Below are 21,384 nucleotides of genomic sequence, written 5' to 3' on the forward strand. Positions count from 1 at the left end.
CTCCGGAGCCGCCGATGACTGCCGATATTGCCTACCTGCAAACGCTGCAACAGCCGCTGGAAGAGCTCAACCGGCTGTTTGACGCGCAGCGTGCCGCCTACGCCGCCAACCCGATGCCGCCTGCGGCCCAGCGCCAGCAATGGCTCAAGGCCCTGCGCGATTTGCTGAGCAGCGAGCGGCAGGCCTTGATCGACGCCATCAGCTCCGACTTCAGCCACCGCAGCGCCGATGAAACCCTGCTCGCCGAGCTGATGCCGAGCCTGCACGGCATTCACTACGCCAGTCGGCACATCAGCCAGTGGATGAAACCTTCAAAACGCAAAGTCGGCGTTGCTTTCCAGCCCGCGTCGGCGAAAGTCGTGTACCAGCCGCTGGGCGTGGTGGGCGTCATCGTGCCGTGGAACTACCCGCTGTTCCTGGCCATCGGCCCGCTGACCGGCGCCCTTGCGGCCGGCAATCGGGTGATGCTCAAGCTCAGCGAATCGACCCCTGCCACCGGCCTGCTGCTCAAGGAACTGCTGGCGCGGATCTTCCCCGAGGATCTGGTGTGCGTGGTGCTCGGCGAGGCCGATGTCGGCGTGGCGTTTTCGAAAATGCGCTTCGACCACCTGCTGTTCACCGGCTCCACCAGCGTCGGCAGGCACGTGATGCGCGCAGCGGCAGAGAACCTGACGCCGGTGACCCTGGAGCTGGGCGGCAAGTCCCCGGCCATCGTCTCCCGCGACGTGCCGCTCAAGGACGCCGCCGAGCGCATCGCTTTCGGCAAGACCCTCAACGCCGGCCAGACCTGCGTGGCCCCGGACTACGTGCTGGTGCCGGAAGAGCGCATCGGCGGTTTCGTCGAAGCCTATCGCCAGGCCGTGCGCGGGTTTTATCCGACACTCGCCGACAACCCGGACTACACCGCCATCATCAACGAGCGCCAACTGGCGCGGCTCAACAGCTACCTCAGCGACGCCACCAGCAAGGGCGCGCTGCTGATTCCGCTGTTCGACCAAGGCCAGGGCCGACGCATGCCGCACAGCCTGCTGCTGAATGTCAGCGACGAGATGACGGTCATGCAGGACGAGATCTTCGGCCCGTTGCTGCCGATCGTGCCCTATCAGGATCTGGATCAGGCATTTGCTTACATCAATCAGCGGCCACGTCCTCTGGCTCTTTACTACTTCGGCTACGACAAACACGAACAGAAGCGCGTGCTCAGCGAAACCCATTCCGGTGGCGTCTGCCTCAATGACACGCTGCTGCACGTGGCGCAGGACGACATGCCGTTCGGCGGCATCGGCCCGTCAGGCATGGGGCATTACCACGGTCACGAAGGTTTTCTGACGTTCAGCAAGGCCAAGGGTGTGCTGGTCAAACAACGCTTCAACGCGGCGAAGCTGATCTACCCGCCCTACGGCAAATCCATTCAGAAACTGATCCAGAAACTGTTCATTCGCTAACGTCACCGCCGGGTAATAACAACAATGCACCCAAGCCTGACCGAAACACCTGCCCTGTCGCGCCGTGGCCTGCTGAAATTCAGCCTCGGCGCCACGGCTTTCCTCGCAACCGCCGGCCTTGGCGCCAGCCTCAGCGGCTGTTCGTCGAGCGTTTCAGCCAACGGGTTCGCCACGCTGCGCAGCGCTGATCTGCTGTTTCTGCGTGCGTTGATTCCAGTGATGCTGGATGGCGCCGTTGCTGTGGAAAAGATGCCCGCCGCGGTCGATGGAACGCTGAAGTCGCTGGACTACAGCCTCGATCACCTGTCGCCGGAAATGCTCAAGCTCACCCGGCAACTGTTCGACGTGCTGGGCATGGCGGTGACGCGCGGACCATTGACCGGGATCTGGGGCAGTTGGGAAAACGCCAGCCCCGAGGCGATCCGCCACTTCCTCGAACGCTGGGAAAACAGCTCGCTGAGCCTGCTGCGCATGGGCCACAGCTCATTGCTGCAAATGGTGATGATGGCCTGGTACACCCGCGCCGAATCCTGGGCCCATTGCGGTTACCCCGGCCCGCCCGCCGTTTGAGCCTGGCGACCCACGCAAAACAATAATAAGAGAACCTGATCGATGCCCGTACCCGACCCGTTTCGCGAAGGCCTCGCCCGTGGCTGGAAAACCTACAACGGCGCGCAACTCAGCGATGACCTGACCCTGGAAGCTGATGTCGCCATCATCGGCAGCGGCGCCGGCGGCGGCACCACGGCGGAAATCCTCAGCGCCGCCGGCTATAAAGTGCTGCTGATCGAAGAAGGCCCGCTCAAGACCAGCAGCGATTTCAAACTGCTGGAAGACCAGGCCTACAGCAGCCTCTACCAGGAAGGCATCGGCCGCATGAGCAAGGACGGCGCGATCACCATCCTTCAGGGCCGCGCGGTCGGCGGCACCACGCTGATCAACTGGACATCGAGTTTTCGCACGCCCGAGCCGACCCTCGAACACTGGGCCAAAGAGCACAACGTCAAAGGCCACAGCCCCGCCGACATGGCGCCGTGGTTCGAAAAAATGGAGCAGCGACTCGGGGTCGCCCCGTGGATGGTGCCGCCCAACGCCAACAACGACGTGATCCGCAAAGGCTGCGAACAACTCGGCTACAGCTGGCACGTGATCCCGCGCAACGTACGCGGCTGCTGGAATCTGGGCTACTGCGGCATGGGCTGCCCGACCAACGCCAAGCAATCGATGATGGTCACGACCATTCCGGCGACCCTGGAAAAGGGTGGCGAACTGCTCTATCTGGCCCGGGCCGAAAAGCTTTTGATCAGTGGCGACAAGGTCATCGGCCTGCAATGCGTGGCGATGGACGAACGTTGCGTCGAGCCGACTGGGCACGCCATTACCGTCAAGGCACGCCACTACGTGCTGGCCGGCGGCGGGATCAACAGCCCGGCGCTGCTGATGCGTTCGGATGCACCGGATCCGCACAAACGGCTGGGCAAGCGCACCTTCCTGCATTTGGTGAACATGTCCGCCGGGCGTTTCGACGAGGTGATCAACCCGTTCTACGGCGCGCCGCAATCGATCTACTCGGATCATTTCCAGTGGAAGGACGGCACCACCGGCCCGATGGCCTACAAACTCGAAGTGCCGCCGCTGCACCCGGCGCTGGCCGCCACGTTGCTCGGCGGGTTCGGTCAGGAAAGCGCGCAACACATGGCGGACCTGCCGCACACCCACGCGATGCTGGCCTTGCTGCGTGACGGTTTTCACCCGGACAGCCCGGGCGGCAGCGTCGAGCTGCGCGGTGACGGCTCGCCAGTGCTCGACTATCAGGTGTCGCCTTACACCTGGGAAGGCTTGCGCCGATCCTTCCACAGCATGGCCGAGATCCAGTTCGCCGGCGGCGCCAAAGCGGTGATGCCGATGCACGCCGATGCGCGCTACGTGAACAGCCTGGCCGAGGCCCGCTCGTTGATCGACAGCCTGAGTCTGGAGTTGTATCGCACCCGCCTGGGCAGCGCCCACGTCATGGGCGGATGCGCAATGGGCGAAGACCCGAAAAGCACGGTCACCGACAGCCTCGGCCGCCATCATCAACTGCGCAATCTGTCGATTCACGACGGCTCGCTGTTCCCCACCAGCATCGGCGCCAACCCGCAGTTGTCGGTGTACGGTCTGACGGCGCAACTGGCGACATCCCTCGGCGAACGGCTGAGAAACCCGTGAAAAAGACGAAAATTCCGCTCGTCTATAGTGCTTTCTTATCCAACAGGCGACTTTCCCGACCGGGACGGCTGCGATACCATCCGACTCCCCAACGGATTCCCGCCAGGACGACGCGATGAACCGAGTGTTGTACCCAGGTACCTTCGACCCTATTACCAAGGGCCATGGCGATCTGGTCGAACGCGCCTCGCGCCTGTTCGACCATGTGATCATCGCCGTCGCCGCCAGCCCCAAGAAGAATCCGCTGTTCCCGCTGGAACAACGGGTCGAGCTGGCCCGCGAGGTCACCAAACACCTGCCGAACGTGGAAGTGGTCGGCTTCTCGACGCTGCTGGCGCATTTCGCCAAAGAGCAGAACGCCAACGTGTTCCTGCGTGGCCTGCGCGCGGTATCGGACTTCGAATACGAATTCCAGCTGGCCAACATGAACCGTCAGTTGGCCCCGGATGTGGAGAGCCTGTTTCTCACCCCGTCCGAACGTTATTCGTTCATTTCCTCGACCCTGGTGCGGGAAATCGCGGCCCTGGGCGGCGATATCAGCAAGTTCGTCCACCCGGCGGTGGCCGAGGCCCTGACCCTGCGCTTCAAGAAGTAACGACCGTTCAAACGGCGCCCGCGTGCACTACGGGCGCCAATGCGGCACAATTGCGCGCATTGATTCATAGCGCCCGGGCTCCCCGCCCCGGCTGGAGTTAGCATGTCCCTGATCATCACCGACGATTGCATCAACTGCGACGTCTGCGAACCCGAGTGCCCGAACGCCGCCATCTCCCAGGGCGAAGAGATCTACGTGATCGACCCGAACCTGTGCACCCAGTGCGTCGGCCACTACGACGAGCCGCAGTGCCAGCAGGTCTGCCCGGTGGATTGCATTCCACTGGACGAAGCCCATCCGGAGACTGAAGAACAGTTGATGGAGAAGTACCGCAAGATCACCGGCAAGGCCTGAGTCCTTCAGCGCTCTCCTTCGCGAGCAGGCTCGCTCCCACATTTGAAATGCATTCCACTGTGGTAGCGACGGTGCGACGACTCGACCTGCTCGCGAAAGGGCCATCGGCAACACCGCAAAAAGCGGATCAGCTCACTCGCGCTGCTCGAATCCTTCCCCTGTGCAACCCAGGCATCGCACGAACGCCGCTTTCGCCGGCGCCACCACCAGCGCCTCTCCCGCATCGCCAATTCCGCCACCCAGCGCGGTGAACGGCAACGACACGACAAACGCCCCGGCGCCGATCACCGTCGCCACCACCAGCAATGGTCGGGCAATCAGCAGGTCGCCGAGCATGGCGTAAGCCGGTGGATTCTGGATGGCGTAACGCGGATCACCGCTGCCGCCTTCCGTGGCCTGAACGGTCAGACTGAAGCACAGCAGCAGTGCGACGATGAGGGTTTGCAAGGACTTCATGGCACGATCCTTCGGGCTGAACAGTGAGACATCTCACTATAGACCGTAGGACTTTTTCGGATGCCCTGCTCAGCTCTGGCAGCGCGGACACCAGACGCTGGCGCGCTGGCCGAGCTTGATTTCCCGCAGGCCCGTGCCACAGACCTTGCAGTGCTCGCCACCGCGACCGTAGACAAACAGCTCCTGCTGGAAATACCCCGGCTGCCCGTCGCCACCGATGAAGTCGCGCAACGTGGTGCCGCCACGCTCGATGGCGGCAGCGAGGATGCGTTTGATCTCGATCGCCAGCTTCAGGTAGCGCGCCCGGGAAATGCCCTTGGCTTCGCGGCGCGGATCGATGCCGGCGGCGAACAGCGCTTCGGTCGCGTAGATATTGCCGACCCCCACCACCACCGCGTTGTCCATGATGAACGGCTTGACCGCCATCGACCGCCCGCGCGACAGCTGATACAGCCGCTCGCCATCGAACAGATCAGTCAACGGCTCCGGACCCAGACGGATCAGCAATTCGTGATTGAGCGGATCGTTGCTCCAGAGCATCGCCCCGAAGCGCCGTGGATCGGTGTAGCGCAGGGCCAGGCCCGACTCCAGTTCGATATCGACATGCTCATGCTTGGCCGCCGGCATCCCGACCTCAACCAGCCGCAAATTGCCCGACATGCCCAGATGGCTGATCAAGGTGCCGACTTCGGCGTTGATCAACAGATACTTGGCGCGCCGCTCGACCAGCACGATGCGCTGCCCGGACAGGCGCACATCGAGGTCGTCGGGAATCGGCCAGCGCAGCCGCCGGTCACGCACGATCACCCGGCTGACACGCTGGCCTTCCAGGTGCGGGGCAATACCGCGGCGGGTGGTTTCGACTTCCGGCAATTCAGGCATGAGTGTCTCGAATCAAGGGTCTTTTTAAATCAGTGCGCGCCAAGTTCGCGGATGGTCTGCTTCAACGTTTCAAAGTCGTAATCCGAGAGGCCGATGTATTCGAGCACCAGCGGCCCGACCGCCTGCCATTCGAAGTCTTCGGTCTGGTTACCCAAAACCCGGTACGACGCGCAGATGTGCTCGGCCATTTTGAGGATCGCCAGCAGGTTTTTCATCTGACTGTTGCGCGAGGTCTCGTCGCTGAAGATCGCCAGCGCGTTGTGGTGATTGGCGATGGCCGCGCTGACATGCTCCGGCAGGCGCCAGGACTTGGCGGTGTAGTAGCCGACCACCGAGTGATTGGTGTTGTAGACGTCGTTCTCGGTGTCCACAATCCGGCGCTCGGCACCCGCGTTGGCGTAAGCCGTTTCGAGCGTCGCCATGTAATCCGGGAAACGCTGAAGCATCAGCGGAACGCCGCAGTCATGGAACAGGCCCAAGGCGTAAGCCTCGTCGCTCGCCTCGGTGCCGACACGCTTGGCCAGGGTCAGGCAGGTCATGGCCACGTCCTGGGCGGTGTCCCAGAAACGGTTGAGGGTGACGATAGTGTCGTCGTTCATTTCACCCTTGATCGACATCGCGTTGATCAGATTGATGATCGAACGGCTGCCCAACAGGTTCACCGCGCGCTTGATCGAAGTGATCTTGTTGCTCAGGCCGTAATAGGGCGAATTGACGATTTTCAGCAGCGAGCCGGACAGGCCGGGATCCTGGGAGATCAGCTTGGCGATCGTCTCCAGATCCGGGTCGGGCATGTACTGCTCCATTTGCAGATCCACCATGATCTGCGGCTGCGCGGGCACACTGATGCCTTGCAGGGACTGTTGAATCTGTTCGGTGGTCAGCTCTTGGGACATAAGTACACACTCTGGGACAGGCGGCGATTCTAACCTCTAAAAACCGACGCACGACACACCAGTGGGCAATTCGCAGGAACTTTCACTTTCCACCAGCCTTCGGAATCTGTAGTGCCCGGAGCAGTTCTCCATCTGTATAGGGCAGTAATTCCAACAGACTCAGGAGCTTAACGATGGCTACTTCTCTCAGCGGCAAGCGCGTCGCTTTTCTCGTAACCGACGGTTTCGAGCAGGTTGAACTGACTGGCCCCAAACAGGCACTGGAGCAGGCGGGAGCGCAGGTTGACATCCTCTCCGCCGAAGCCGGCAGCGTCAAAGGCTGGAACCACGATAAACCTGCAGACGACTTCAAGGTCGACCAGACCTTCCAGGGCGCAAGCATCGAACAATACGACGCCGTGGTGCTTCCCGGCGGTGTGCAGAACTCTGACACCATCCGCATCGACCAGGACGCCCAGCACCTGGTCAAGACCGGCACCTCCGCCGGCAAACCGATCGCGGTGATCTGCCATGGCAGCTGGCTGCTGATTTCGGCAGGACTGGTCAATGGCAAGACCATGACCAGCTACAAGACGGTCAAGGACGATCTGGTCAACGCGGGGGCAAACTGGGTCGATCAGGAGGTGGTCAAGGACGGCAACCTGATCAGCAGTCGCCAACCGGACGATATTCCGGCGTTCAGCGACGCACTGATCGACGCGCTGTCGGCGTAGGGCTCCGGCGCGTTTCATCGCACGCCAAACCCGGCATAAGGCGCAACACGGTATACTCCCGCTCTTTTTTCCGGAGCGACGTCATGTCCCTGCCTAGCTTGCGCCTCAAAGCCAACGCCGACCGTCGCCTGCGCGCCGGTCACCTGTGGATCTACAGCAATGAAATCGACGTGGCCGCAACCCCGTTGCACGGCTTCAAGGCCGGCGACCAGGCGATCCTCGAAGCCGCCGGCGGCAAGCCGCTGGGCATTGTCGCCATGAGCCCGAACAACCTGATCTGCGCCCGCCTGCTGTCACGCGACATCAAGCTGCCGCTGGACAAGTCGCTGCTGGTGCATCGCCTGAACGTGGCCCTGTCGCTGCGCGAGCGCCTGTTCGACAAGCCGTTCTATCGTCTGGTCTACGGCGATTCAGACCTGCTGCCGGGTCTGGTGGTCGACCGTTTCGGCGACATCCTCGTGGTGCAACTCGCCTCCGCGACCATGGAAGCCCATAAAGATGACGTGATCGCGGCGCTGACCCAAGTACTCAAGCCAAGCGGCATCCTGTTCAAGAACGACTCCGCCGCCCGCGATGCCGAAGGCCTCGAGCGTTACACCGAAACCGTCTTCGGCGTGGTACCGGAGTGGGTGGCGCTGGAAGAGAACGGCGTGAAATTCGAAGCGCCGGTGGTTCAGGGTCAGAAAACCGGCTGGTTCTACGATCACCGCATGAACCGCGCACGCCTGGCCCCTTACGCCAAGGGCAAGCGCGTGCTGGACCTGTACAGCTACATCGGTGGCTGGGGTGTGCAGGCGGCCGCGTTCGGCGCCAGCGAAGTGTTCTGCGTCGACGCTTCGGGCTTCGCCCTCGATGGCGTTGAGCGCAACGCTGCACTGAACGGCTTTGCCGACAAGATGACCTGCATCGAAGGCGACGTCTTCGAAGCCCTCAAGGAACTCAAGGCCAGCGAAGAGCGCTTCGACGTGATCGTTGCCGACCCGCCTGCGTTCATCAAGCGCAAGAAAGACCTGAAAAACGGTGAAGGCGCCTACCGTCGCCTGAACGAGCAAGCCATGCGCCTGCTCAACAAGGACGGCATCCTGTTCAGTGCTTCGTGCTCGATGCACCTGCCGGAAGACGACTTGCAGAACATCCTGCTGACCAGCGCCCGTCACCTGGACCGCAACATCCAGCTGCTGGAGCGTGGCGGCCAGGGCCCGGATCACCCGGTACACCCGGCCATTCCGGAAACCCGCTACATCAAGAGCATCACCTGCCGCCTGCTGCCTAACAGCTGACAGACACACGGCACTGACGCTGTCGAAAGGGGAGCCCAGAGGCTCCCCTTCTTTTTGTCTTTAACTTTCCTTTCCTACATTTATCGTCCTGGCGACGTGCAGGATATTTCCGCGAATACTTTATTTACTGAAATTTAACTTACAAACTCACTCCCATCCAAAGATCACTCCGACAGAATTACTGGAATATTCCTACTTAATATTTGCTTGCGATTAACCCATTACAAACTATTATTAAGTCGTCACCAAGGAGGTGACACAAACTAACCACGAAGCACCAATGAACAAGGAGTTCAATCATGAAAGCAATTACTCTGGAATCCCGCACCCTCGCAAACCTGGCTTTTCTGGTCGCACCTAAAGTCCGTTAAGTAAGGTTGGCGCTGGGTATAGCCGGCTACCCAGCGCCTCTGACAAAGCATCCATCCAGAGCAACGTGCCCCGACATGCATATAAACCCTTACTTATTCATACTGCCACGAACACCCGGCCAGATAGTCTGGAATTACAAAGACCATACTCAACATGAACTTGATCTTGAATATGCATCCCGACTGGCGCAACTTGTCCACGACCCTGACCTATATGACAACAGCAACATAATAGACACACAGCTATTAAATGCCGGAATACTGACTTCTTCAAAAACTCCGACACCTGTATGGGGCTGGGATGAACTGTCCAGGATCTACCATATCGGGACTCGGAATATTCCGTGCGAACACACGCCCCGAAACATTCAGGAATGGTCCAGGCAATACCTCGAACACTGCAACACAGTGCTTGCCACTTCACCTCCGCCCGACATCCCTGCGGATACCGGTCCGAACGCGCTCATCACCCTGCCCGCACCGCTCGTACTGAATGACGACAGCCTGTTGAGCTCACTGACCCGACGAAAGACCTGCCGCTCCTTCACCGGTGCCGCCGTTTCGCTGGACGATGTCGGCACCTTGCTTTACCTGTCACTCGGTTACCTGCGAGAACGCGAAGCCGACCGCGACGACAGCATCGCCGACGGCCTTGGGGCGCGACGCAGCAGCCCTTCCGGAGGCGGCCTCAATGCCTGCGCCGGGTTCGTGCTGGTGCAGAACGTCGACGCACTGGCGCCTGGCGTCTATGTCTACCACCCTGCCGAACACGCCCTGAGCTTCATCAGTCCCTTGCCCGACAGCGAATTTGGCAATCTGCTGGGGGGCCAGCACTTCATCAACAACCTGCCATTGGGCCTGTTCATCACCGCCCGCTTCGACCGGCTCTGGTGGAAATACCCGCATTCGCGCGCCTATCGAATGGCGTTCGTCGAAGCCGGGCACCTTTCGCAGACGTTTCAACTGGTGGCCACCGCGCTGGGCATGAACACCTGGCTCACGGGCGCGTTTTCCGATGAGCAGGTCGAAACGTTGCTGAAGCTCGAGAACAGTGCGGAACAACCCTTGTTCTTCGTCGGTTGCGGGGAAAGCGATGGCCAAGCGATGTGTCAGGAAATGCGCGACCTGCTGCGTGAGGCACAGTCATGAGCGCCCTCGCCCCGAAGCCGGTCTTTCAGTTCACCCTGAGCGACTGGAACACCCGCGCCTCGGTGCGCACCAGCCCCCACGATTACCACTTGCCGGACAACGTGCAGGAACAACTGGAGACCCGGCACTGGTTTCCGCCGGCGTTCCTGCCCTATCTGGCCCACCCGTCTATTGAAGCAGCGGGCCGTTCGATGCTGCATCGGCTCACGGCCCGACATCTGGTGCATTTTCTCGACTACACCACGTTGCTCGAACACCGGATCGTCAATCGCGCCGTCGAAACCATCGTGCATGGCGAGCTTCCGGTCGCGGTGCCGGCGCCGATGAAAACCGCCGCGCTCCAGCTCTACACCGACGAGGGCTATCACGCCCTGTTTTCCAGTCAGGTGGCGGAGCAGATCGCCAGCCTCTACGCCATCACCGGGCGCCCGGTCATGCCCAGACGAATCACCCGGATGAACCTGCTGATTGCTCGCACCAGTCAGGAGCAGCGGCCGCTGGCGTGCTTTCTTCTGGGTTTCGTCTCGGAAACCATCATTGCCCGTGAACTGCTGGATGTCTGCCGCGACAGTCTGGTGTCCGGCGTCAACGACATGTTGCGCGATCACCTCACCGATGAAGCGCGTCACAGCCGCTATTTCACCGAAGTGTTCCACTACCTCTGGCTGCACTTGAATCCGCGACAGCGAACGTTTGCCGCGACGACCTTGCTCGACATTCTGCAAATCTTCTTCGAAGTGGATGAGCACTGGCTGCAGAAAAGCCTCGTTGGCGCGGGCATTGCAAACACCACGGTGAGGGACATTCTCGGCACGATGACAACGTCGCAAGCCAGTCGGCAACGAGCGCGAGCTGGCAGCCTCGCCACATTGAGCGCATTGAAAAAAGCCGGTTTTTTCGCCGAACCTCAAAACCGGACACTATTTGCCAGGGCAGGACTGATCGATGGATGAAGGACAATCTATGGTGACCCGACGACAGCGGCGCGGGGCTGTCAGTCTTTTGCTGGCAATGGTGTTGCTCGGCGTCTTTCCACTGGATGTCCTGCTGCCTTCGTTTCCGGCATTGGCGGAGCACTTTCGCCGCACCCCGGCGGACATCGCCCTGTCGATCAGCCTGTTCGCTGTCGGGATTGCCTTCGCCCAGCTGTTGATCGGTCCATTGTCGGATGTGATCGGACGCAAAGGCCTGCTGCTCGCCGGCATGAGCGCTTCAATGATCGGCGCCTTGGGGTGCGTGATGACCTCGGACTATTCGCTGTTCCTGATGTTTCGGGTGGTGCAGGCGCTGGGTTGCGGTTGCTTCGTGCTATCACAAGCGCTGGTGCAGGACCTGTTCGAAGGCGAGGAGCGTAATCGCTTGCGGATCCTGATGGTCACCGCCACCGGAATTTTCATCTCGGTATCGCCTCTTGCCGGTACCTTTCTTCAGGCAACGCTGGGCTGGCGCGGCAGCTTCTGGGTGTTTACCGCGCTGTCCGCCATCGTGCTGCTAAAGGCCTGGTGGTTTCTGGACAACAGCCGGCCGGCAGCCCGGGGCACACCCACCCACTTTCTGAAGGCTTACCGACGGGTACTGGGAGATTTCGACTTCGTCGGTTACTGGCTGATTTCGGCCTTTGCCTTCGCCTGTCACTTTTCCTTCATCGTGATTTCGCCGCTGATTTTCATGGACCGCCTGCAACTGTCCGCTTATGACTTCTCGCTGTTCCTGCTGATCTACGGCGCGGCGTATATAGTCGGGGGCATCCTGGCCAGCGTGCTGAGCAGGCGGATCAACGGTGGCCAGCAGATTATCGTCGGGTTGAGCCTGATCCTGTTCGCCGGCCTGAGCATGCTCTATCTGTCATCGAACTTCGCGCTGACCCCGGCCACGGTATTGATCCCGATGCTGATCTGCACCGCCGGCACCACCATCACCCGGCCCGCAGCTACCTCGCGGGCGATGAGTCTGTTTCCCGAAAATGCCGGCACGTCGGCATCCGCCGGCAGCACGCTGATCTTCATTTGCGGCGGGCTGATCAGTGCGCTGATCAGTCTGAGCCCTGCCAACCTGCAATCCACGCTGGGCTACAGCTTCGTGATGCTCAGTGGGGTGGCACTGGCATTGAACGCGCGGATCAGTCGGCGCAGCGATCTTGTGGGGCAACCGGACAGCGATTAACCCTGCCGGTCGTCATCCCGCACGCTTCGTCAGCACTGGAACAACGTTTTGCGCCATTCCCTCCTGACGCCAGCGGTGTAGAATCGCGAGATTCATCGCCATTCATCCCCGGCGGGTTTATGAGCTCAGGCTGAGACCAGCGGCGATCCCGCAACGTCATCGGCAACATCAGGACACACGGCCATTTCTGAGTGTTCCAGACGTCAATAGAAGCTCACTCCCCTTTGATACCTGATTAGCCGCCCGGAGTGCTCCATGCCAGATTACCGCTCGAAAACATCCACCCACGGCCGCAACATGGCCGGCGCCCGCGCATTGTGGCGCGCCACCGGGATGAAAGATGACGACTTCAAGAAGCCGATCATCGCCATTGCCAACTCCTTCACCCAGTTCGTACCGGGCCACGTTCACCTGAAGGACCTGGGCCAGCTGGTTGCCCGTGAGATCGAACGCGCTGGCGGCGTTGCAAAGGAATTCAACACCATCGCCGTGGACGACGGCATCGCCATGGGCCACGACGGCATGCTCTATTCGCTGCCGAGCCGCGAGATCATCGCCGACTCCGTCGAGTACATGGTCAACGCCCACTGCGCCGACGCCATCGTCTGCATCTCGAACTGCGACAAGATCACCCCGGGCATGCTGATGGCCGCTCTGCGCCTGAACATCCCTGTGATCTTCGTCTCCGGCGGCCCGATGGAAGCCGGCAAGACCAAACTGGCCAGCCACGGTCTCGACCTCGTCGACGCCATGGTAATCGCCGCCGACTCCAGCGCTTCTGACGAGAAGGTTGCCGAGTACGAGCGCAGCGCCTGCCCGACCTGCGGTTCGTGCTCCGGCATGTTCACCGCCAACTCGATGAACTGCCTGACCGAAGCCCTGGGCCTCGCACTCCCGGGCAACGGTTCGACCCTGGCCACCCACAGCGATCGCGAACAGCTGTTCCTGCAGGCCGGCCGCACCATCGTCGAGCTGTGCAAACGCTACTACGGCGAGAACGACGAGTCGGTACTGCCGCGCAACATCGCCAACTTCAAGGCGTTCGAGAACGCGATGATGCTCGACATCGCCATGGGCGGTTCGACCAACACCATCCTGCATTTGCTGGCCGCTGCCCAGGAAGCCGAGATCGACTTCGACCTGCGTGACATCGATCGTCTGTCGCGCAAGGTGCCGCAACTGTGCAAAGTTGCGCCGAACATCCAGAAGTACCACATGGAAGACGTGCACCGCGCCGGCGGCATCTTCAGCATCCTCGGTTCGCTGGCCCGTGGCGGCCTGCTGCACACCGACCTGCCGACCGTGCACAGCCGCAGCATGGAAGAAGCCATCGCCAAGTGGGACATCACCCAGACCGACGATGAAGCCGTGCACCATTTCTTCAAGGCAGGCCCGGCGGGCATTCCGACGCAAACCGCGTTCAGCCAGTCAACCCGCTGGGAAACCCTGGACGACGACCGTGAGAACGGCTGCATCCGCAGCTTCGAACACGCCTATTCGAAAGAAGGTGGCCTGGCCGTGCTGTACGGCAACATCGCCCTGGACGGCTGCGTGGTGAAAACCGCCGGCGTCGACGAGTCGATCCATGTGTTCGAGGGCAACGCGAAGATCTTCGAAAGCCAGGACAGCGCGGTACGCGGCATCCTCGCCGACGAAGTGAAGGAAGGCGACATCGTCATCATTCGCTACGAAGGCCCGAAAGGCGGCCCGGGCATGCAGGAAATGCTTTACCCGACCTCGTACCTGAAATCCAAAGGCCTGGGCAAAGCCTGCGCCCTGCTGACCGATGGCCGTTTCTCCGGCGGCACCTCCGGTCTGTCCATCGGCCACGCTTCGCCAGAGGCTGCAGCCGGCGGCGCGATCGGTCTGGTGCAGGACGGCGACAAGGTGTTGATCGACATTCCAAACCGCTCGATCAACCTGTTGATCAGCGACGAAGAACTGGCGGCACGCCGTGTCGAGCAGGACAAGAAAGGCTGGAAACCGGTCGAACAGCGTCCACGCAAAGTGACCACTGCCCTCAAGGCCTACGCCCTGCTGGCGACCAGCGCCGACAAGGGTGCGGTGCGCAACAAGGCGATGCTCGACGGGCTGTAAGCGTCAAATCGCAGAAACAAAAATGCCCCGCCAAGTGCGGGGCATTTTTTTGCCTGACCGAAATCCCAATGTCACTGCAGATCAAAACTGTGGGAGCGAGCCTGCTCGCGATTGCGGTATGTCAGCAAAAAGAGGGTGACTGACACTACGCATTCGCGAGCAGGCTCGCTCCCACATTGGATCTTTGTGAGTTACTGGATTTCTTCAGGTTTGACGATCACCCAGTTCTTGTCCGCCGTCACCGGCAAGCCTTCTTTCGCCTGGGCCGCCGCGTGCTTGGACATCATGCCCTGAATCTGGGTCATGTATTTGTCCTTGCGGTTGACCCACAAGTGAATGCCGCCCTTCGCCACGTCCACATCGTGGAACAGCATGTAGCCGTCGCTGGTCGGCGTGTCGCCACCCACCAGTACCGGTTTTTTCCATTCGTCGATGTAGGTCAGGATCGCCGCGTGCTTGCCGGCCATCCAGGTCGCCGGGGTCCACAGGTACGGAGTCAGTTCGAGGCCGAGGTTGGCTTTCTCGTCATATTTGCCGGCAGTGATCTGCTTGCGCGCGGTGGTCAGCTCGCCGGTGTCGCGGTTCTTCAGCAAGGTGGTCACGCCGATCACGTTCTGCGGTTTGACGTTGTAGCCATACTTCGGATCGGCCGCGACCATGCGCACCAGTTCTTCGGAGGCGGCGGTCATCACGTAGACCTCGATGCCGTTCTCCATCAGTTTGTTGTACAGCTCTTTCTGGCCAGTGAAGATCTTCGGCGGATTCACATCCAGATTCTTGACCACGTCACCTTCGTAATAGGTCGCCGGCACCGGTTTGCCCGAGGCCATCAGCTCATCGACGTAGCCCTTGAGTTCCTTGAGGGTGAAGCCAGAAAACACCTGAGCCACCCATGGATAGCAGACCATGTCGTCGACTTCGCAGAGGCGGTAGTAGTAGCTGAACAGGCTTTCCTTGTGGTCGGCGGTATCCTTGAACGGCATCAGTTTCAGGGAGGGGTCGAGCTTGTCGCGGGTGATCAGGCCCTTGTTTTCCATGAACGGCAGCAACGCCTCTTCGAGGTCGTAGCGGTAACTGGTGTTGTCCATGTCGAACACCGCGTAGTTACCCTTGTTGGCGTTGGCGGCGATCATCGCGTCCAATGCCTTGGCCTGATCCGCCGGCCAGTGCTTCAGGTCGGTGGCGAATGCCTGAGTGGCCAGGCCCATCCCCACAGTCAGTGCGACAGCCAGAAATTTCGGTGTGAACTTCATTGGCGCTTTCTCCCTGGGTCAAAGAAATCGACGCTAACAAATATGTGTGACAGTCCTCGTCTGTCAGCGACCGTCCACGTCCGTTTCGCGCCAGCTGCATCCCCGAGAGCGACACCCGCTTATTCCAAAAACGACGGTTAACCTTTGATTTCGGTATTAAATCATTGGAAATCAAGCTGTTAGGCTTGCCGGTTCGCAGCAGCCCCGGAAGGCTGTTGGCACAGTCTTTTCTGGAGTCCTCATGAATCTGCCCCTGATTCTCAACCTGCTGGTGTTCCTCGCCCTGCTTTTTGGTCTGGCGCAAACCCGTCACACCACGTGGAGCCTGGCAAAAAAAGTCCTGCTCGCGCTGGTGCTGGGCGTGGCATTCGGCGTCGCGCTGCACACGATTTACGGCGCCGGCAACCCAGTGCTGAAAGCCTCGATCGGCTGGTTCGATCTGGTCGGCAACGGTTATGTGCAACTGCTGCAAATGATCGTGATCCCGCTGGTATTCGCCTCGATCCTCAGCGCCGTGGCCCGTCTGCACAACGCTTCTTCGCTGGGCAAGATCAGCTTCCTGACCATCGGCACGCTGCTGTTCACCACCGCGATTGCGGCGCTGATCGGCATCGGCCTGACCAACCTGTTCGGCCTGACCGCCGAAGGCCTGGTCGCCGGCACCCAGGAAATGGCCCGTCTGCAAACCATTCAGACCGACTACGCCGGCAAGGTCGCCGACCTGAATGTGCCGCAACTGCTGCTGTCGTTCATCCCGCAGAACCCGTTCGCCGACCTGGCGCGGGCCAAGCCGACGTCGATCATCAGCGTGGTGATCTTCGCCGCGTTCCTGGGGGTTGCCGCGCTGCAACTGCTCAAGGATGACGTCGAGAAAGGTCAGAAAGTGATCAACGCCATCGACACCCTGCAAGCCTGGGTGATGCGTCTGGTGCGTCTGGTGATGAAGCTGACCCCTTACGGCGTGCTGGCGTTGATGACCAAAGTGGTCGCCGGTTCCAACCTGCAGGACATCATCAAGCTCGGCAGCTTCGTCGTGGTGTCGTACCTCGGCCTGGGCCTGATGTTTGTGGTGCATGGCTTGCTGGTGTCGGCGGCCGGGATCAACCCGCTGCGTTTCTTCCGCAAGATCTGGCCGGTGCTGACCTTCGCGTTCACCAGCCGCTCCAGCGCCGCGAGCATCCCGCTGAGCATCGAAGCGCAGACCCGTCGTCTGGGCATTCCGCAATCGGTGGCAAGCTTCGCCGCATCGTTCGGCGCGACCATCGGCCAGAACGGCTGCGCCGGTCTGTACCCGGCGATGCTGGCGGTGATGGTTGCGCCAACCGTCGGCATCAACCCGCTGGATCCGCTGTGGATTGCGACGCTGGTGGCGATCGTGACCTTGAGTTCGGCCGGTGTGGCGGGCGTGGGTGGCGGTGCGACCTTCGCCGCGCTGATCGTGCTGCCGGCCATGGGCTTGCCGGTTTCGCTGGTGGCGTTGCTGATTTCGGTCGAGCCGCTGATCGACATGGGTCGCACGGCGCTGAACGTGAGTGGTTCGATCACGGCCGGTGCGATTACCAGCCAGGTGATGCAGCAGACCGACAAGGCCCTGCTGGATGCCGATGAGCATGCGGAACTGGCTCAGGCTTGAGTAGCGTCTGACAGACCGCTATCGCGAGCAGGCCCGCTCCCACAGGGATATGCATTCCAATGTGGGAGCTGGCCTGCCAGCGAGGCTCTTAGGCTTTTTCCCAGACTTCGAAGTTGTAAGCCGGTTTGTCGCCTTCAGCCGGATTCGGCACGTTCGACACCAGTTTCCACTGGTTCAGATCGAACTCCGGAAACCACGCATCGCCTTCCGGGCTCAGTGCCACGCGAGTCAGATACAGACGATCTGCCTGCGCCAGCCCCTGCGCATACAATTGCGCCCCGCCAATCAGCATCAATTCGTCGACGCCCTGCTCTTTCGCCCACGCTTCGGCGCGAACCACGGCCGCTTCCAGCGACGGATAGACTTCCGCACCTTCCAGCACAAGATCCTGCTGACGGCTGACCACGATGTTCAAACGCCCCGGCAACGGGCGACCCAGCGAGTCCCAGGTCTTGCGGCCCATGATGATCGGCTTGCCGAGCGTCGTGGCCTTGAAGTATTTGAAGTCCCCCGGCAGGTGCCAGGGCATGCTGTTGTCGACGCCGATCACACGGTTTTCACCGAGGGCTGCGATCAGGCTGAGGGGGAGTGATTTAGTCATGCCGGCGAGGATACCAGAGCCGCCCTTACCCCGATAAGCGCCACAGCGGTTATGCTCACGGCTCAATCAAGCAACGGGATGCCGCGTGACTGAACAGACTTCACTGCAAAACCTCTGGCTCACCGAAACCGTGCGCCTGCGCGAAGAACACGCAGGCCCGCTGGACGATCTGGAAGCCAATCGCCTGGCCCGCGCGGCCGGTGGCGATCTGCCGGGACGCATTCAGCGCCGCGCCCTGTGGCTGGCCGAGCGCGACGGCCTGACCGCCGCGCTCAAGCACTGGTTGCAAGGCGCACGCCTCGCGCTGGTGTTGCTGGCGATCTTCGCGGTACTGAGCGGTGCCGGTCTGGCCTTCGCCGCACTGGGCCAGACGCCGGTCAATGTGTTCTGGGCCCTGGGCAGTCTGCTCGGGCTGAACCTGATTCTGCTGCTGAGCTGGGCGCTGGGGCTGATCTTCGCTGGCGAACATGGCGCCACCCTCGGCCGCTTGTGGCTGTGGCTCAGTGAAAAACTCGCCCGCGACGCCAAGGCTGCGCAACTCGCACCGGCCCTGCTGCTGATGCTGCAACGCAAGAAGCTCAATCGCTGGGCACTCGGTACGCTGGTCAATGGCCTGTGGTTGCTGGCGATGTTCAGCGCGCTGGTTTTGTTGCTGACCCTGATGGCGACCCGGCGCTACGGTTTCGTCTGGGAAACCACGATTCTCAGCGCCGACACGTTCATCAACATGACCCAGGCCCTCGGCGCCTTGCCGGCGCTGCTGGGCTTCAACGTGCCGACCGTGGACATGATCCGCGCCAGCGGTGACGCCGCGCTGAACATCGAAAGCGCCCGTCAGGCCTGGGCGACCTGGCTGGTCGGCGTGCTGGTGGTGTACGGCGTGCTGCCGCGTCTGCTGTTGGCGCTGTTTTGCTTCTGGCGCTGGAACAGCGGCAAAGCGGCGTTGCGTCTGGACCTGAACCTGCCCGGCTACGCCCAACTGCGCGAACGCCTGATGCCGACCAGCGAACGCCTCGGCATCACCGACCCGGAGCCTGCGCAATTGCACCGCGTCGAAAGCACCGTGGGCGAACACGCCAGCGACGGCGCGCTGCTCGTGGCAATCGAACTCGATGACCAACACTCATGGCCGCCGACGCTGCCGAAAAACGTCAGCAACGCCGGCATCCTCGACAGTCGGGAATCGCGCAACAAACTGCTCGAACAGCTCAGCCGCTTCCCGCCGGCGCGCCTGGCGATTGCCTGCGACCCACGGCGTTCGCCGGATCGCGGCAGCCTGGCGCTGATTGCCGAGCTGGCGCGCAACGCCGCCGCAACCCGTGTCTGGCTGTTGCAGGCGCCACAAGGACAGGCGCTGGACGCCGAACGCCTCGGTGACTGGCACGTGGCATTGCAACAGCTGGAACTGCCGTTCGCCGATTGCGCCCCGTTGAACTGGCTGGAGCACGGACATGACTGATGCCTGGAAAGCGCCGCTGAAACTGGCGGTGGTCGGCCACACCAACGTCGGCAAGACTTCGCTGCTGCGCACCCTGACCCGCGACGTCGGCTTCGGCGAAGTCTCTCATCGCCCGAGCACCACGCGGCATGTCGAAGGCGCGCGGTTGTCGGTGGATGGCGAGCCGTCGCTCGACCTCTACGACACACCCGGTCTGGAAGATGCCATCGCCCTGCTGGATTTTCTCGAGCGTCTGGAACGCCCCGGCGAACGCCTCGACGGCCCGGCACGGCTGGCGCGGTTTCTCGACGGCAGCGAGGCGCGCCAGCGTTTCGAACAGGAAGCCAAGGTACTGCGGCAACTGCTTGATTCCGACGCCGGCCTGTATGTGATCGATGCACGCGAACCGGTGCTGGCCAAGTACCGCGACGAACTGGAAGTGCTGGCCAGTTGCGGCAAACCGTTGCTGCCGGTGCTGAATTTCGTCAGCAGCGCCAACCACCGCGAGCCGGACTGGCGTGAAGCACTGGCGCGTCTTGGCCTGCATGCGCTGGTGCGTTTCGACAGCGTCGCCCCGCCCGAAGATGGCGAGCGGCGGCTGTATGAAAGCCTCGCACTGTTGCTGGAAAACGCCCGCCCACAACTTGAACGGCTGATCGCCGATCAACAGGCCCAGCGCCTCGCCCGCGAGCAAAGCGCCGCGCGCTTGATCGCCGAACTGTTGATCGACTGCGCTGCGTGCCGACGCAGTGTGGCGAGCAACGCCGAACAGGAACAACAGGCCATCAGTGAACTGCGCAAAGCCGTGCGCCAGCGCGAACAACGCTGCGTCGAAGCGCTGCTCAAGCTCTACGCCTTCCGCCCGCAGGACGCCGCCGCCAGCGATCTGCCGCTGCTCGACGGGCGCTGGGGCGATGACCTGTTCAACCCGGAAACCCTCAAGCAGCTTGGCGTGCGGGTCGGCGGCGGGATTGCCGCCGGTGCCGCAGCCGGTGCGGGTGTGGACTTGCTGGTCGGCGGCATCACCCTCGGCGCCGCCGCTCTGGCCGGTGCCATTGCCGGCGGCGCCCTGCAAACCGCCCGCAGCTATGGCAATCGCCTGCTGGGCAAGATCAAAGGGCAGCGGGAACTGACGGTCGACGACAACGTGTTGCGCCTGCTGGCCCTGCGTCAACGGCAACTGCTGCAAGCGCTGAACGCCCGAGGCCATGCGGCGCTGGACAGCATTCAGGTGGCGACGCCGCAAGACAAGACCTGGCGCGAGGGCAAGCTGCCGGAGGCGCTGAACATCGCCCGGGCCCACCCGCAGTGGTCGTCGCTCAATCCGCATTCGAAGCTGAATCAGGCCCAGCGTCAGGAACAGATCGATGAGCTGGTGAGCAAAGTGCTCGAACTCTAGAACCAGCCGAGCTTGAGGAACGGTTTGACCAGCGCCGTCACCCGGCTGCGATCGGTGCGATTGGCCCGCCCGTCGTTGTCGACGTCCGAGCACAGCACAACCTCGAAACCGCCATCGTTATCCAGGTCGTGGACGGCGGCCTTGTAAGCGATGGTTTCGCCTTGGTGAAAGTGCAGCCTCACTGATTCCGGCGTTCCATCGCGGCCGGGGTTCAAAGCAAAGATCCGCAGATGTCGCGTGTCCTCATCGGCCGCGTTGAACCAGGCACATTTCAGATAAGTTCGGGAGAAGCTGCGCAGTTGCGCCACTTCACGAGCCGACGCTTCACGCCAATCCTGTTCGCTGTCATGAAAGCGCAGCTGGACAGTGTCCCCTGCGCCGCTGCCGGATCGATCCCGGGCAATCACTTTCAAAAAACGCATCCGTGCGCTCCTTCGGCAAAAAAACCAGT

General features: G+C 61.6%; 20 protein-coding genes. 14 read left to right on the top strand and 6 right to left on the bottom strand.

Annotated elements, in window-relative coordinates; genetic code table 11:
* Positions 1–14 precede the first annotated feature (14 nt).
* The 5 genes from CAF76_RS04855 to CAF76_RS04875 all read left to right on the top strand — a co-directional run bounded on the left by CAF76_RS04855 (position 15) and on the right by CAF76_RS04875 (position 4,602).
* Complete coding sequence (locus CAF76_RS04855) at positions 15–1,445, top strand: coniferyl aldehyde dehydrogenase (protein ID WP_085646984.1); 1,431 nt, start codon at positions 15–17, stop codon at positions 1,443–1,445.
* 24 nt (positions 1,446–1,469) lie between these two features.
* Complete coding sequence (locus CAF76_RS04860) at positions 1,470–2,015, top strand: twin-arginine translocation pathway signal protein (protein WP_085646985.1); 546 nt, start codon at positions 1,470–1,472, stop codon at positions 2,013–2,015.
* Between the two features lie 42 nt (positions 2,016–2,057).
* A complete protein-coding gene (locus CAF76_RS04865; RefSeq protein ID WP_085646986.1) occupies positions 2,058–3,653 on the top strand; it encodes a GMC family oxidoreductase in 1,596 nt (531 codons plus the stop codon).
* Between the two features lie 115 nt (positions 3,654–3,768).
* Positions 3,769–4,248 (top strand): pantetheine-phosphate adenylyltransferase, encoded by a 480-nt coding sequence (gene coaD / locus CAF76_RS04870; RefSeq protein WP_007953414.1) that lies wholly within the window; start codon positions 3,769–3,771, stop codon positions 4,246–4,248.
* Positions 4,249–4,350: 102 nt separating this feature from the next.
* Complete coding sequence (locus tag CAF76_RS04875) at positions 4,351–4,602, top strand: YfhL family 4Fe-4S dicluster ferredoxin (protein WP_003195146.1); 252 nt, start codon at positions 4,351–4,353, stop codon at positions 4,600–4,602.
* A 132-nt stretch (positions 4,603–4,734) separates the two neighbouring features.
* Here the strand turns inward: CAF76_RS04875 and CAF76_RS04880 are convergent, their stop codons facing one another.
* The 3 genes from CAF76_RS04880 to CAF76_RS04890 all read right to left on the bottom strand — a co-directional run bounded on the left by CAF76_RS04880 (position 4,735) and on the right by CAF76_RS04890 (position 6,782).
* Entirely contained in the window at positions 4,735–5,058 is a 324-nt protein-coding gene (locus tag CAF76_RS04880) for a hypothetical protein (RefSeq protein ID WP_007953415.1), read from the bottom strand.
* 69 nt (positions 5,059–5,127) lie between these two features.
* Positions 5,128–5,940, bottom strand: coding sequence for a bifunctional DNA-formamidopyrimidine glycosylase/DNA-(apurinic or apyrimidinic site) lyase (mutM, locus tag CAF76_RS04885; RefSeq protein WP_064600123.1), 813 nt, complete (start codon positions 5,938–5,940; stop codon positions 5,128–5,130).
* Positions 5,941–5,969: 29 nt separating this feature from the next.
* Positions 5,970–6,782 (bottom strand): HDOD domain-containing protein, encoded by an 813-nt coding sequence (locus CAF76_RS04890; RefSeq protein ID WP_178076163.1) that lies wholly within the window; start codon positions 6,780–6,782, stop codon positions 5,970–5,972.
* A gap of 227 nt (positions 6,783–7,009) precedes the next feature.
* Between CAF76_RS04890 and CAF76_RS04895 the strand changes: the two genes are divergently transcribed.
* The 6 genes from CAF76_RS04895 to ilvD all read left to right on the top strand — a co-directional run bounded on the left by CAF76_RS04895 (position 7,010) and on the right by ilvD (position 14,609).
* Positions 7,010–7,549: a type 1 glutamine amidotransferase domain-containing protein gene (locus CAF76_RS04895; RefSeq protein WP_064600129.1), complete on the top strand. Its 540-nt coding sequence runs from the start codon at positions 7,010–7,012 to the stop codon at positions 7,547–7,549.
* An 83-nt stretch (positions 7,550–7,632) separates the two neighbouring features.
* Complete coding sequence (locus CAF76_RS04900) at positions 7,633–8,829, top strand: class I SAM-dependent rRNA methyltransferase (RefSeq protein WP_039767907.1); 1,197 nt, start codon at positions 7,633–7,635, stop codon at positions 8,827–8,829.
* A gap of 446 nt (positions 8,830–9,275) precedes the next feature.
* The gene (locus CAF76_RS04905) at positions 9,276–10,349 is read left to right on the top strand and encodes a SagB family peptide dehydrogenase (protein ID WP_085646987.1); all 1,074 of its coding nucleotides are present in this window, start codon (positions 9,276–9,278) and stop codon (positions 10,347–10,349) included.
* Complete coding sequence (locus CAF76_RS04910; RefSeq protein WP_085646988.1) at positions 10,346–11,302, top strand: diiron oxygenase; 957 nt, start codon at positions 10,346–10,348, stop codon at positions 11,300–11,302. The genes CAF76_RS04905 and CAF76_RS04910 overlap by 4 nt, the downstream gene beginning before the upstream one ends.
* Complete coding sequence (locus tag CAF76_RS04915; protein WP_085646989.1) at positions 11,295–12,512, top strand: multidrug effflux MFS transporter; 1,218 nt, start codon at positions 11,295–11,297, stop codon at positions 12,510–12,512. The genes CAF76_RS04910 and CAF76_RS04915 overlap by 8 nt, the downstream gene beginning before the upstream one ends.
* A gap of 255 nt (positions 12,513–12,767) precedes the next feature.
* Complete coding sequence (gene ilvD, locus CAF76_RS04920; RefSeq protein ID WP_011336405.1) at positions 12,768–14,609, top strand: dihydroxy-acid dehydratase; 1,842 nt, start codon at positions 12,768–12,770, stop codon at positions 14,607–14,609.
* A 191-nt stretch (positions 14,610–14,800) separates the two neighbouring features.
* On the opposite strand, the gene CAF76_RS04925 is transcribed toward ilvD, so the two are convergent.
* Positions 14,801–15,862, bottom strand: a complete 1,062-nt coding sequence (locus tag CAF76_RS04925) for a phosphorylcholine phosphatase (protein WP_085646990.1) — start codon at positions 15,860–15,862, stop codon at positions 14,801–14,803.
* A 241-nt stretch (positions 15,863–16,103) separates the two neighbouring features.
* On the opposite strand from CAF76_RS04925, the gene CAF76_RS04930 reads away from it, so the two are divergent.
* Positions 16,104–17,495, top strand: coding sequence for an L-cystine transporter (locus CAF76_RS04930; RefSeq protein ID WP_064600151.1), 1,392 nt, complete (start codon positions 16,104–16,106; stop codon positions 17,493–17,495).
* An 88-nt stretch (positions 17,496–17,583) separates the two neighbouring features.
* On the opposite strand, the gene CAF76_RS04935 is transcribed toward CAF76_RS04930, so the two are convergent.
* Positions 17,584–18,096: a dihydrofolate reductase gene (locus CAF76_RS04935; protein WP_085612000.1), complete on the bottom strand. Its 513-nt coding sequence runs from the start codon at positions 18,094–18,096 to the stop codon at positions 17,584–17,586.
* A gap of 85 nt (positions 18,097–18,181) precedes the next feature.
* Between CAF76_RS04935 and CAF76_RS04940 the strand changes: the two genes are divergently transcribed.
* Complete coding sequence (locus tag CAF76_RS04940; protein ID WP_085646991.1) at positions 18,182–19,555, top strand: DUF2868 domain-containing protein; 1,374 nt, start codon at positions 18,182–18,184, stop codon at positions 19,553–19,555.
* Positions 19,548–20,933: a GTPase/DUF3482 domain-containing protein gene (locus CAF76_RS04945; RefSeq protein WP_085646992.1), complete on the top strand. Its 1,386-nt coding sequence runs from the start codon at positions 19,548–19,550 to the stop codon at positions 20,931–20,933. The genes CAF76_RS04940 and CAF76_RS04945 overlap by 8 nt, the downstream gene beginning before the upstream one ends.
* Here the strand turns inward: CAF76_RS04945 and CAF76_RS04950 are convergent.
* On the bottom strand, positions 20,930–21,355 hold the full coding sequence (locus CAF76_RS04950; protein ID WP_064600162.1) for a hypothetical protein: 426 nt from the start codon (positions 21,353–21,355) through the stop codon (positions 20,930–20,932). The two genes, CAF76_RS04945 and CAF76_RS04950, sit on opposite strands and share 4 nt — an antisense overlap.
* Positions 21,356–21,384 lie beyond the last annotated feature (29 nt).

It is taken from the genome of Pseudomonas sp. B40(2017) (assembly GCF_002112855.1).
GTDB lineage: Bacteria > Pseudomonadota > Gammaproteobacteria > Pseudomonadales > Pseudomonadaceae > Aquipseudomonas > Aquipseudomonas pharyngis.